Annotated in this window: 11 protein-coding genes and 1 pseudogene; 4 read left to right on the top strand and 8 right to left on the bottom strand. The window is 41.7% G+C overall.

Features of this window, described 5'->3' with window-relative positions; translation table 11 throughout:
- The first annotated feature begins 718 nt into the window (after positions 1 to 718).
- The gene (locus V7L07_RS10810; RefSeq protein WP_335057599.1) at positions 719 to 898 is read left to right on the top strand and encodes a hypothetical protein; all 180 of its coding nucleotides are present in this window, start codon (positions 719 to 721) and stop codon (positions 896 to 898) included.
- A 21-nt stretch (positions 899 to 919) separates the two neighbouring features.
- Here the strand turns inward: V7L07_RS10810 and V7L07_RS10805 are convergent.
- The 7 genes and pseudogenes from V7L07_RS10805 to V7L07_RS10775 form a co-directional block, all read right to left on the bottom strand.
- Positions 920 to 1343: pseudogene (locus tag V7L07_RS10805) on the bottom strand (response regulator).
- 544 nt (positions 1344 to 1887) lie between these two features.
- Positions 1888 to 2844 carry an NF038130 family PEP-CTERM protein gene (locus V7L07_RS10800; RefSeq protein WP_335057597.1) on the bottom strand — a complete coding sequence of 319 codons (957 nt, stop codon included), beginning with the start codon at positions 2842 to 2844 and terminating at the stop codon, positions 1888 to 1890.
- 778 nt (positions 2845 to 3622) lie between these two features.
- A complete protein-coding gene (locus V7L07_RS10795; protein WP_335057594.1) occupies positions 3623 to 4861 on the bottom strand; it encodes an LL-diaminopimelate aminotransferase in 1239 nt (412 codons plus the stop codon).
- A 45-nt stretch (positions 4862 to 4906) separates the two neighbouring features.
- Positions 4907 to 5242, bottom strand: coding sequence for a thioredoxin family protein (locus V7L07_RS10790; RefSeq protein WP_179067658.1), 336 nt, complete (start codon positions 5240 to 5242; stop codon positions 4907 to 4909).
- 151 nt (positions 5243 to 5393) lie between these two features.
- Positions 5394 to 6176: a PspA/IM30 family protein gene (locus tag V7L07_RS10785; protein WP_334767305.1), complete on the bottom strand. Its 783-nt coding sequence runs from the start codon at positions 6174 to 6176 to the stop codon at positions 5394 to 5396.
- 342 nt (positions 6177 to 6518) lie between these two features.
- On the bottom strand, positions 6519 to 7274 hold the full coding sequence (locus tag V7L07_RS10780) for a PspA/IM30 family protein (RefSeq protein WP_335057913.1): 756 nt from the start codon (positions 7272 to 7274) through the stop codon (positions 6519 to 6521).
- A 234-nt stretch (positions 7275 to 7508) separates the two neighbouring features.
- Positions 7509 to 8864, bottom strand: coding sequence for a hypothetical protein (locus V7L07_RS10775; RefSeq protein ID WP_335057591.1), 1356 nt, complete (start codon positions 8862 to 8864; stop codon positions 7509 to 7511).
- A 222-nt stretch (positions 8865 to 9086) separates the two neighbouring features.
- On the opposite strand from V7L07_RS10775, the gene V7L07_RS10770 reads away from it, so the two are divergent.
- Positions 9087 to 9626 (top strand): DUF721 domain-containing protein, encoded by a 540-nt coding sequence (locus V7L07_RS10770; protein WP_335057589.1) that lies wholly within the window; start codon positions 9087 to 9089, stop codon positions 9624 to 9626.
- Positions 9627 to 10068: 442 nt separating this feature from the next.
- Positions 10069 to 10383, top strand: a complete 315-nt coding sequence (locus V7L07_RS10765) for a hypothetical protein (protein ID WP_335057587.1) — start codon at positions 10069 to 10071, stop codon at positions 10381 to 10383.
- Between the two features lie 127 nt (positions 10384 to 10510).
- Here V7L07_RS10765 and menB read toward each other — a convergent pair whose 3' ends face one another.
- Complete coding sequence (gene menB, locus V7L07_RS10760; RefSeq protein ID WP_334699338.1) at positions 10511 to 11344, bottom strand: 1,4-dihydroxy-2-naphthoyl-CoA synthase; 834 nt, start codon at positions 11342 to 11344, stop codon at positions 10511 to 10513.
- A gap of 51 nt (positions 11345 to 11395) precedes the next feature.
- On the opposite strand from menB, the gene V7L07_RS10755 reads away from it, so the two are divergent.
- Positions 11396 to 11554: a hypothetical protein gene (locus tag V7L07_RS10755; RefSeq protein ID WP_335057585.1), complete on the top strand. Its 159-nt coding sequence runs from the start codon at positions 11396 to 11398 to the stop codon at positions 11552 to 11554.
- Positions 11555 to 12354: the final 800 nt, after the last annotated feature.

Below are 12354 nucleotides of genomic sequence, written 5' to 3'. Positions count from 1 at the left end.
TTTCGTGCCGATTTAACAGACTATTTATGAAGTAAAGATGAAATAGCCATCAAAAACTGCATACGCCAGAACAGATGAAAGAGGTACTGGGAACTGGGGAGAATAATAACTCTTAACTCCTAACTCAGCACTCTCAATTCCTAAGTAAGTCAGGTAGACCTTTAGTCTGCACAAAAAAAGTCTGCTGTAGCTACTTTTGCAGCTTCCCGCAGGGTGAATTAGTTTCCAAGCTAGAAACTTGTCAGAAAACTTATCGCAAGCATAAAAACTTTGTAGTCAACGAGAGTTGATCTAGCTGCGACCTTAGTTCTTTACTGCTACTGTCAGAATAAAAACTTTGCTTTTTCAATCTATTATTAACTTTTTTAAATTCATGATACAGCAGATTTCAGGTAAATGAGGTACAAAATTTCATCAAAAAGCCATATACCAAGAGACTTTCAACTCTGTTCCCTGTTCCCTGCTGTATTTTATTATCTGGAGCTTTCCATTTTAAATAAAAATAATATTTTGTGTGTTGATTTATCTTTATTTAAAAATAAAGAATGCGTTTAGATAAGGCTTATATGAATATCAGATAAAATCTTTGTCAATTGGCAATATTTATGTTTATTTATTGAATTTATAATATTAAGCGAATTAACGGATTGAGTTAGTTAAATTTACGATTATGATTGAGAACATAGTTATTATAATGATTTCAAACAAGAGCTAGACCATGAATTTACAAGATTTTGAAGTACAGTATCGTGAGGCTATGGCTGAAACTCTCAATGAACTACAAACAGCTGTTTTATTGTTAGCGCAAGTACAACAGAAAATCTCAACTATTGGCAGTTCCATACAAACTCTTAGTGAGCGCGTTGAAGAGTTTATTGCTGACCAAAAAGCAGAATAAATGCACGCCTAGCAGAAAAGCTTATCTGTGGTGACAAGTAAATTGTTCTTCAATTGTAAGGATGAGATCCTTAAGTTTTAAGGGTTTGACAAAATAGCTACGTGCGCCCAAACTCAGGGCTAGTTCTTGATCTGCTTTAAAAGCAAAGGCTGAAACCACAATGATCGGTATTTTTGACAAATCAGGTTTTTGCTGGACTTGTTTTAAGAGTGAGTAACCATCAATATCTGGTAACTTCAAGTCTAATAACATTAAATCTGGCTCGAATTTCTCTACAGTTGAGAAAAAAGTAGAGCCTTCTGATAAACTTTGGACTTCGTACCCACAGTGACTTAGATAGTCACTAAGTAACATCCGATTGAGATAATGATCTTCGACTAGTAAAATTCGTCTAACTTTATGTGACTGCAATGGCTTATCTCTCATTGAGTAATTGTGCTGTCATTGCTACCTATTATCTGATAATTTTAAGTAAAAGCCAACAATTATTACCATAAACTTAAATGCTAGTGTTTTTAAGTTTATGGTGAAACGAATATAAACCTGACTTGTATAATCTAGTCGAAAATCTGAATAGATTAAATTCAATCGTACTACAATTTTTGCAAAAGTAATACAACGAAGCATAATTTAATCAAAAATTAAGCTTTTTTTTACAAGCTTTATCTAAGTTATGATTTTAAATCAATGACTACTTCTAAATATGGAACCGCCAATAGCGTATGAGTAAAAACACTTAAGTAATACTGAAAATAACGGTATGTAAATTGTCTTTCTAAAACAGTTTGTATCTGGATGTTAGGTTAATTAATACCATTTCACAAAATACTTATTACAAATATCTTACTAGAGGCATACAGGTGTATAATCTTACAACCAATTAATTTTTTGCAAATATTTTTAGAAAAAGTATAATCTAAAAAGAAATTATTCATCGAAAAAGGGAGCAATTAGCTCCCTTTCTTATTTGTAGTTTTGAACCTGCAATCTTAAATAGATACTTTTTTAAATTTGCGTTGTGTCACAAAGACGCCAGCAACACCCAACAAACCCAGTATTATAGATGGTTCTGGCACTGCTGCGGGAGGCACAACACCTTTGATGCTAACTTCATAGTTGCCACTGTGAGATACTCCATCAGCACCTTTTCCTAAACTGTTGGTTAGCCCACTGTCAGTAGCAGAAAAGCTGTAAAGGAAATCAGTCTTGCCATTATAGGTAACTTTAACAACTTCACTAGCTTGGAATCCATCTTTGAGGAAATTACCCAATTGTCCTAATAGAGGTGCATAGTAAGTTTTTAAATTTAAGTGACCCGCTAACCCAATTTTAATATCGCCAGTAGTGTCATTTTGGTTAACGTAAGAGATATTAGGGTCGCTGGAGCGTTGGAAACCATTGATGCCGAAAAACGCATTATAGGCTTGCTGGCGGATGAAGCTGCTAGGGGTAGAACTCGGTAGACCCAGTGCCAATTTAATTGTAGATTCATTGGCTGCTAGACCAGCTGCGTCATAAAATTGGCTAAACCAAGTATTTGCCAAGTTATTTGCTCCATAGGCTGTACTCAATCCTGACGCAGTACTAAACCAATCTGCTGATGTCAGGCTGCTCAAAGTAATACTTTGTCCACCAATTTGCCCTGTCAAGCTGGTATTTTTGGTGAAATCAAAATTCGCTTGTTCACTGCTAGCTCGTAACTCTACGTTTCCAGTAGGATTTGCGGCGTTTCCATCCAGTACTTTTTGTACATTTGCTAATTTTGAGGCATCGTCCAAGAGTATGGTGCTTTTACCTTGAACATCATAGACTGAATAATCACTGGCTGCTGTTCCACCAATAGTAGCGCCAGTAAGCGTTCCAGCCTGTGCTGGTACAGTGGCAAGAGCGCTCACACCAATAGCCATTGAGGCACCAATTACAAGTTTCTGGAAAGTCATTTTCATTGTTTTTAAGTCTCTGTCAGTTTGGAAGTTAAGTTTTAAACTACTGCCCTTTTTAGGCTTGGTTTGTTTTGACTACAGGCTTTTTGGCAATACAGCTGCTTAAAAAGACAAACTGTATTGTTAACCATCTTTGGTATCTCAGCGCACAAACCCAGTTTAAGAAACATGAAGACCTAATTGGGTAAAGTTACTGCTGATTATGAATTAAAAGATGACGAATCTTTCGATTTTTTTATACGTTTAATTACATACTCTGCCGAAAATGTTATGTATTTAAAAATTACGGTGTTATATTTTGGAGTTCAGTATAATACGGAGATTTGTAGGAACGTATATCAATACTGCGTAGATTTTGCCATTTCTCTCCAACTTGCTGCGCCGATCTAAAAAGGCGTCTCGTGGAGAAGTTAGGGAGAAATAGGCACTCTGGAATTAGGGACTCTTTACTAGAGGCTGGACAAGAAATTTATTTACAACAGTTTTTATGTATTTGAACCACATCTGTCGTCAGGGCACAGCATTGCTCATTGGTGTCAACTTAAGCTAAAACCCTTTTCAAATCTCGTTTCTAGCCAGAGGCTAGAAATGCTGCTCCTGGCGGCAGAGCCGCCAGGAAGAGAAGCGGAGCCTTAAAGACGAGGATTCCCAGTCGAAGACTGGGAACGAGGCAATCTAAAAGCTAGTTATAGAATTGCTTTCACGTTAAGTTGACACCAATGAGCATTGCTGTCAACTTAACGTGTGGTTTATTTACGCCGTGCTGTACTAAGTTCCTATTTCAATGAAGAAACTCGGCAATTCTTTCTACAGCAGTTTCTAACAAAGGTGGCTCATGCACCAAAGCAAAACGCACATACCCTTCTCCAGATTTGCCAAAGCCTGCACCTGGAGAAGCGGCTACACCAGTTTGTTTGACTAGTTGGGTACAAAATTCTATGGAATTTTGACTCCAATGTGAAGGTAATTTTGCCCAAATGTACATTGTGGCTTGGGGAGTAGGGACATTCCAGCCGATGCGGTGTAAAGCATTGATGAAAGCATCACGCCGATTCTGGAAGGTAGCGACGGCAGATTTGACGCCAGCTTGCGGGCCAGTTAGGGCAGCGATCGCACCATTCAAAATTCCCCGATACTGATTAAAATCAACGGCGGCTTTTACCTGGCGTAAGGCGTTAATTAACTGGGCATTACCGATGGCGTAGCCAATGCGGAAGCCGCCCATATTATAGGACTTGGAAAGGGTGAAAAATTCAATGGAGACGCTTTTCTCTGGATCGGCTTGCAGAATTGAAGGGACTAGGGATCGGGTATTAGGGATTGGGGATTGGGAAAGATTTTTTCTAGTCCCCAGTCCCCAGTCCCCAGTCTCCCCAAATACCAAATCTACGTAGGGGAAATCGTGAACTAGGACGAGGTTGTGTTGCTGACAGAAGGCGACAGCTTCTTGGAAGAAAGATAAAGGCGCGATCGCAGCCGTGGGATTATGAGGATAACTTAATACCATCATCCGCGACTGGGCTAAGACTGGAGCAGGAATATCAGCAAACACTGGTAAAAAACTGTTTTCTGCCAGTAGTGGCATTGGGTAGATTTGACCACTGGCTAGATGGACTCCCCCAGCATGAGAGGGATAGCCTGGATCGAGCAACAGGGCAAAATCTCCGGGATTGAGTATTGCTAGAGGTAAATGGGCTGTGCCTTCTTGAGAACCAATTAGAGGTAGTACCTCAGTTTGAGGATCGACTTTGATGCCAAATTTTTGTTCGTACCAGCTGGCTGCGGCTTCGCGAAATCCTTGAGTACCGTTAAACAACAGATAGCCGTGAGTACTGCGATCGCTAAGAGACTGGGCGATCGCCTCAATTACATGGGCTTCGGCTGGTAAATCAGAAGACCCCAATGACAAATCAATTACCTGTCGTCCAGCGGCCAAAGCGACTGCCTTGGCTCTGTCCATATCAGCAAATACATTTGATTGTAGGGGTTGTAAACGTTTTGCAAATCGCATATTAGTCATTAGTCATTGGTCATTGGTCATTTGATACGGACTATGAACTATTGACTAATTAGTATTTAAGTGGGTATCTAGGAGAGCTAGTAATTTATCTTTGCCGATAACTCCCTCGGTGGATATCAAAACTTCTTGACCTTGAAATAGTCTGAGGGCGGGTACGCCTTCAACTTGGTACTGCTTAACAGTGAGGGGGTTGGGGTCAATTTCCATTTTAACGACTTTGAGGCGATCGCTATATTTGCTAGCAGCTGAGTTAATTAGGGGCGACATCAATTGACAAGGCCCACACCAGGAAGCCCAAAAGTAAACTAATACAGGCTGCTCGGCTTTTAACACTTCAGTTTCAAAATCAGCATCGGTTATGGTGATTACAGCCTTACTCATTGCAGTCTCCATCAGGTGGCGATCAAAGTTGGCACACACAATACTTTATCCCAAAGTCGTCAATAGTCCATAGTCAATAGCAAATAACTAATGACGTAAAATCCCACAGCCAACAGGTGTGGGACTAGCTCAAATAAGTTTTCTACCAATTTTACAGTTGATCTAATTGTTTGCGTAGGGAATCCAACTCGGCATCAACCACCTCATTAGACTTAGGATTAGGAGCAGGTGTTTGTTGTTGCGGTGGCAGTTGGGCTTGATTTTGGGGAGTTGCGGGTGGTAACATTTGCGCTTTCAAAGCTGCCAATTCATCATCAACATCGCTACTACCTTCCAACCGGGCAAATTGGCTTTCTAAATCTGCTCCTGCTAATTCTCCTGCTGACTGGGCACGGGCTTCTTGCATCAAGACTTTTTCTTCCATCCGCTCAAAGGCAGACATGGCACTGCTGGTATTCATCCCACTTACCATGTTTTGGAGTTGCTCTTGGGCTTTGGCAGTGGTGATTCTCGCTCTCAGCATTTCTTTCTTGGTCTTAGCCTCAGAAATTTTGCTTTCTAGCTGGATTAAGTTGCGCTTGAGGGTTTCAACTTGAGTGCTTTGGGTATCTAAACTAGCTTTGAGAGCAGCACTAGTATCCGTATAAGTCTTTTTCCGTTCTAAAGCTTGTCGTGCTAGGTTTTCATCACCTTTTTGCAGCGCCAGTTGAGCATTGCGTTGCCACTTATTGATTTCATTTTGAGCATCACTGTACTGTTTCTCACTACGTTTTTGGGCGGCGATCGCTTGCGCTACTCCCTGACGCAGCTGCACCAAGTCTTCCTGCATTTCCAGGATTGCTTGCTCTAGCATTTTTTCGGGGTCTTCGGCTTTGTTAACCAGGTCGTTGAGGTTAGAACTAACTACTCGCTTAATGCGATCGAATAATCCCATAACTTTGTTTTTCCTTGTGTAATTTACGCTTTTTGTTGGACAGTTAGCTTTTTTACTTTTTTATAGCTACCTATTTCAATGTAATCTTTCCAGTTTGAATCAGTATCTCCTAACAACTCCTAATTGTTAAGATATGCCAAACCGGGGTAATTAGTCGAACTTCAAGAAGAGGCAGGGGGAAAAGGAGCAGGGCTAAATAACCCAAGCTTTGAGCCGACAAGCTTTGCAAAACATGGATCTGATTCCCCCACTTATTACTAAGTGGTTACCGAACAGGGAAGGGTCGAATCCCCTTTCTGCTCCCTGCCCCCTGCCCCCTGCTCCCCGCCCCCTGCCTCTTTTTCAAGAGTCCTGAGTTTTGGGTAACTGCTGTTGTTGGGGAAGTTGCGCTGTCTTCTGGCTCTCCTGAATGAGTAGACTTTCGTGCTGTGTGTTTTCCGCCTGGTTGAGAACCTGTACCTTCATCGCTGCCAATTCGGTGTCTACATCATTAGATTCCAAAGAAGTAAATTGTGTTTCCAAGTCGTCGCTACTAAGTTGAGCTATGGCTTCTGATTGAGCTTCTATCTGTAAAACTTTTTCTTCCATCCGCTCAAAGGCACTCAGACTGCTAGTGGTAGAAGTTGTACCGAGCATTTCCTGGAGGCGATAAGATGCTTCAGCAGAACGGGCGCGAGCAATATACATATCTTTTTTAGTTTTTGCCTCGGCAATTTTTAACTCTAGCGATCGCATATCCTTTTTTAGCCTAACTACTATCTCGTTTTGCTGCTCTATCTGGGAAAATAGGGCTGTAGTAGTTTCTTTATAGGCTTGGCGCTTAGTCAATGCTTCGCGTGCTAGAGGTTCGCTGCCTTGTTGTAGCGCCAATTGGGCACGACGATACCATTCTTCTGTTTGAGACTGGGCAGCCGCCGCCTGGCGTTCAGTGCGTTTCTGGGTAGCGATCGCTTGTGCAACACCCTGCCGCAACTGCACCAGATTTTCCTGCATCTCCAAAACAGCTTGCTCCAAAATCTTTTCTGGATCTTCTGCACCACTAATCAAACTATTGAAGTTAGCGCGAATCACCCGCAGAATACGGTTGATTAATTCCATGTCGGCTCTCCATTCACAAAATCCAAATCCAGTGCTGAGTGCTGAGTATTGAGTGCTGAGTGGTGAGTACTGAGTGATCAATTTAGTTATAGAGTGCTGAATGCCCAACTAAAGTCTTGAGTATAAGAATTATTGTCGTAGGGTCGTTAACAAATAAAATTTTGTCCCTACTACTCAGCACTCATTGACTCAGGACTCTTATCTTATGGTATCGTAAATTTTTACAACTCATGGCTACTGAACCCGTGCCTTGATTCCCCTTGCCTGTAAAAGTTGCATTTGTTGTTTTACTTGCTCTTTAGTTTTAAAAGCACCCAGATAAATCAATTCTTTGTTGGGTGATAAATAAGCATCAGGAATTACTTGCCGTGCTGACGCAAAAGCCGTGCCTTTATTATCTATCACTATATGATAAAACCCATCTGTTCCTGGTTTGATTTCTGCATTCGGTTTTGGTGAAGTTGCGATCGCATTAGGCGAGGTTTTTATCGGTGGAGTGGGAGGCAAATTCAGAGGTGGCAAGGATTGTAGCGTCGGTACTGGTGCTAAGGCGATCGGATTTGTCGGTTTTAAGGCTGTGTTGGCCTCAGGTAAAGCTACTTGAGGATTTGCAGGGTTTTGAGGAACTACTGGATTAGGGACTACTGCGGGGGTTGATTGGACTTTGGGTTTTAAGCCAACTACATCATTAGGATCTCTCACCTCAGGAAACTCTTCATTAGCGAGATTGGGATATTTGGGCATAGATGTACTTGGTGGTTGGATTTGAGGTTGAACATTACTGCCAACTTCTTCAGTATTTCCTGGTGTGGGAGACGAGTTCCCATTAAATAAATTGCCTAAATTCCACTGTGGTAAGCTTTTGGGATTGAACACTACATAACCCAAGGTAAGACTCGCCACCAGTAGTAGCAACATCGAGCCAATTCCCAAAGGTGATAACAGAGTGTCACTAGAATTACTTGGATTCTTGCTTTCTGGTTGTTCTTCTGCCAAACTTCGCAGCAGTGCTTCACTAGATTCTAAATAGTCATCTGGGTGCTTAGGGGTGTTATCTGGTTGCAAGAGATTTTCGCTTTTAGTCCCTTTAACAAGTGCTGGCACAATGCTGCTACTAAAGTTGGGTGGAGGTGGTGGAAGTTGAGTTTGTGTTTTAGCAGAATCGGAGGTAGAGGGCACATTAAGATTATTCAGTTCCTCGGTTTTTGCCGTAGCTAGTGCTGGGTTGATCTCAGGATTCACTGCTACAGATGTGGGTGGTACGTCAATTTTTGCCTGAGTTGGCGCTGAGGTTCCCTGATGATTAACGGGTACAGATGTCGGTGGCACAGTGGTTTTAATTTCCGTTACCGATGACTGAGTTGTGCCCGATGTTGTAGGAATGGCAGTTAATGGCTGGGATTGATTACTCATGTAACTTGCAACACGGGACTGGTTTGATACTAAACCAGTTCGTGTACGTCGATATCGAGCTAACTCTTGATCTAGCGGTACTTCTAAACTTGCTAATGCTGCTGCTAGTGCTGGTTTCAACCCAGGTGTTTTAGACAATTGATGATTATCGGAATCGTTCAAGGGGTTTTGAGTCATTGTTTCTGTGCCTCAAGCGTAGATTGTTGGAACTAACTTTTAGATATATTTGTGACAATAGTAGCGGAAATTATTTAAACAGATAGATTAGGTATTGGGCATAGGGCATTGAAAAGAGGCAGAGGGGCAGGGTGCGGGGGGCGGAGGGGAAAATTCTTCTCCCTGCTCCCTCATCATCTTCCCCAGTCCCCAGTCCCCAGTCCCCACTCCCCACCTTTAACGATGTCGTTGAAATCAATTAATGATATTTTAGGGATTCTGGAAAAGCAGGCTAAATGGCAGGAACAACCATTTCAACTTCTGCTTAAGTGTTGGGCAGAAGTTGCTGGCCCTGTGGTTGCTGCAAATGCTCGGCCATTGTCGATTCAGCGTGATGTTTTGTCGGTAGCAACTTCTAGTGCTGCTTGGGCGCAAAACTTGACTTTTGGTCGCACATCTCTACTTTTAAAGTTAAATAAAAAGCTGCCAACGCCTTTGCTTGATATTCGCTTCTCTACTGCTGGCTGGCAAAATCGATCTGTGGAGAGAAAACAGCAACAATCGGTTTCGCCCGATGAGCATCCCAGTTATCTTGGTGATGAGATTAAACACCCTGATGTTACACCCACGAAGGATGTGAATGAAGCTTTTGGACATTGGACGAAGATTATGCGATCGCGATCGCACGGCTTACCCCTTTGTCCCCAGTGTCAATCTCCCACCCCAGCAGGTGAACTCCAACGCTGGGAAGTCTGTTCTATCTGTGCTGCTAAACGGTTTTGAAGGCAAAATAGTTGAGCATTATTCGTTAAGCAGAATTTATCCTGAAGTAACTTGCTGCCATTACATCAAATAATTCTGAATCTTGAGAAAAAATATTATTTTACTGCCAAAATCTGCCGAATGTGGTATACAAAGCAGACTATTTATCTAAAATTATCTGCCTTTAGGCATCCTTAAGGAGGAAGTTAAAAGGCTGGAGAAATCAAAAGCTTTAGTTTTAATCTTGATCCCTAATAAGTTTTAGACAATATCTATATGTAACTGCTCTAATGATTATTTAAATATATAACAAGATTATAAAAATATCCTGAAGTTTATTTTTTACTTGGGATCGCTGAAACCTATAGAAAATAATGACTTTTTGGCTTTTCTCTGTCTTTATATATAGAAGCAGAATATAAAGATGAAATTCAGCCAGAAACGACACTAAAGATGAATCCTAATGAAACCCATTAAAGTTTTAGCATCTGCCTGTAAATATTGCCGTCATTACCAGCCAGAAGGTCGTCGTGGTGGAACGTGCCAGCAGTTGGGCGCACCAGTTCAAGCAGCTTGGAAGGCTTGCTCTTTGGCGCTTCCACCTTTTGCACCTTCTTGGGAAACCTTAGAGGATGCTTGGGGTTTGCCAGATGCAGCCCCAGTTTTAACATCTTGTCAATCTCTAGCTTCAGATTTAGACAATGCTGCTCTTGCCCCGATAGAGGAAATAACTGCTTCTATATCTGAACAGGTAAAGACTAAAGCAGTGGTTATTTAGTCATCCATTATTACTGGACTGAGTTTGTAGTCTACTTAAAATAAGATTTGTTTTTAAGATTTTTAGTGCTGTAAAAGTTGATATCTAAAAAAATCGCACCCTTTAGTGAGGTGCGATTTTTGGAATTCTAAGGCAACCAAGGGAAAGAGCGGAAATCTGGTGGACGCTTTTCGAGAAAGGCTTGTTTGCCTTCAGACCCTTCTTCTGTCATGTAATAAAGTAGGGTGGCATTGCCAGCGAGTTCTTGTAAACCCGCTTGTCCGTCACAATCAGCGTTGAAGGCGGCTTTGAGACACCGAATTGCGATCGGGCTTTTTTCTAAAATCTCCTGCGCCCATTGAATACCTTCCGCTTCTAGTTGTTCCAGTGGAACAACACAATTAATTAAGCCCATTTCTAGCGCTTGTTGTGCATCATATTGGCGGCAGAGAAACCAAATTTCTCTAGCTTTTTTTTGTCCCACGATGCGGGCGAGATAGCTGGCTCCAAAACCACCGTCGAAACTGCCGACTTTCGGGCCAGTCTGTCCGAAAATGGCGTTATCGGCGGCGATGGTCAGGTCGCAAATCAAGTGTAGAACATGTCCACCACCGATCGCATATCCAGCCACTAAAGCAATCACCACTTTCGGCATGGAACGAATCAGGCGTTGTAAGTCCAGCACATTCAAGCGAGGGATGCCAGTATCATCCACGTAACCTGCATGTCCCCGCACGCTTTGGTCGCCACCAGAACAGAAGGCATATTTGCCATCAGTATGTGGGCCATAGCCAGTAAATAGGACAACACCAATAGTGGTATCTTCACGAGCATTACAGAAAGCGTCGTACAGTTCAAAGACGGTTTCAGGACGGAAAGCATTGCGTTTGTGGGGACGGTTGATGGTGATTTTCGCAATGCCATCAGTTTTTTGATACAGAATATCTTCGTAGGTTTTGGCAGTTTGCCAGTTAATTTGCATTGGTATGGAGTGCGCTATTGTGCTTGAGAATTTTATCGCGGACGTAGGTACATGCGATACCTGCGGTGGGCTACGCCTACGCTAAATAAAGTTTTTCAAAGTGAAAAAGCATTTACAGAAACGCGGGTATATCAGAAGCGGTGTAAGAAAGAGCGCGATCGCTTCGTCCTGCGACTGTTAAAACGGCTATTTGGTGAAATTGCTGAATAACGTTGGAAACGTTAGCTTTGGCGTTGTTAGAATTGAGGAGGTTTTGGTGTAGTCAGATTAGCTACTTAAGATTTACTTTATGAATCAGTTCTTACAAGGCTCTGACTTTAAAATGCTCCTTCGATAAGTATCTATATAGATCCGTCTCACATCACATTTTCATGCTTGGTTGTGAAACTTGTTTCATCGGGACTGCCTTGTAACGAGAGGTAACTCACAGTTGGCTGTCTTTGTCAATGTGTAAGTTATATACTATTCAGTTAAGCCCAAAATCCTTGGTAAAGATGCGAAATTAGACTGGGAACTCGGTGCGCCAAGGTCTTTCTAGAATGGTTCTGCATAACGTGTAATTAATTTTACCAGATATCTTCCGCTGATTAGCATACTACTTAATACATTTAACACTCAAATTTAGATGTGCTTACCCCGTGCATCATCATGTATGCAGGATTACAGAAAAGTGCATTGTAATTCAATGGGTAATATTGCAAAAATACCAATTACAGATTCATCTCCCCTACTTCTCCCCGATTAATTTCTAATGTTAAAAGCATCAAATAAAACCTGTTTTGCAGAAGTATGGATTGCAGTTGATGGCGTGAAGTTTTCGTTTAGATACAACACGCACTTTGGAGGCACAGATGTGCGTCCCTGCTAGGAACGGCAAGATAAACACGCAGACTTCGCGTTGTAAATCGCTTTCGTTGGTAAATAAATTTATTTCCAAAGAAGTCAAATTACCCCTACTGAGCTTCCCAGGCTAAATAAGAGCTTTCAAACTTAATTTATGTGTTTGCTTG

It is taken from the genome of Nostoc sp. (assembly GCF_036916985.1).
GTDB lineage: Bacteria > Cyanobacteriota > Cyanobacteriia > Cyanobacteriales > Nostocaceae > Nostoc.
This window is presented reverse-complemented; position numbering and strand designations above follow the sequence as displayed.

What these genes read in the sequence shown, in the direction of transcription:
- V7L07_RS10810 (WP_335057599.1), top strand. Translation starts at nt 719, where the DNA reads ATGAATTTACAAGATTTTGAAGTACAGTATCGTGAGGCTATGGCTGAA.
- V7L07_RS10800 (WP_335057597.1), bottom strand. Translation starts at nt 2,844, where the DNA reads ATGAAAATGACTTTCCAGAAACTTGTAATTGGTGCCTCAATGGCTATT.
- V7L07_RS10795 (WP_335057594.1), bottom strand. Translation starts at nt 4,861, where the DNA reads ATGACTAATATGCGATTTGCAAAACGTTTACAACCCCTACAATCAAAT.
- V7L07_RS10790 (WP_179067658.1), bottom strand. Translation starts at nt 5,242, where the DNA reads ATGAGTAAGGCTGTAATCACCATAACCGATGCTGATTTTGAAACTGAA.
- V7L07_RS10785 (WP_334767305.1), bottom strand. Translation starts at nt 6,176, where the DNA reads ATGGGATTATTCGATCGCATTAAGCGAGTAGTTAGTTCTAACCTCAAC.
- V7L07_RS10780 (WP_335057913.1), bottom strand. Translation starts at nt 7,274, where the DNA reads ATGGAATTAATCAACCGTATTCTGCGGGTGATTCGCGCTAACTTCAAT.
- V7L07_RS10775 (WP_335057591.1), bottom strand. Translation starts at nt 8,864, where the DNA reads ATGACTCAAAACCCCTTGAACGATTCCGATAATCATCAATTGTCTAAA.
- V7L07_RS10770 (WP_335057589.1), top strand. Translation starts at nt 9,087, where the DNA reads ATGTCGTTGAAATCAATTAATGATATTTTAGGGATTCTGGAAAAGCAG.
- V7L07_RS10765 (WP_335057587.1), top strand. Translation starts at nt 10,069, where the DNA reads ATGAAACCCATTAAAGTTTTAGCATCTGCCTGTAAATATTGCCGTCAT.
- menB (WP_334699338.1), bottom strand. Translation starts at nt 11,344, where the DNA reads ATGCAAATTAACTGGCAAACTGCCAAAACCTACGAAGATATTCTGTAT.
- V7L07_RS10755 (WP_335057585.1), top strand. Translation starts at nt 11,396, where the DNA reads ATGCGATACCTGCGGTGGGCTACGCCTACGCTAAATAAAGTTTTTCAA.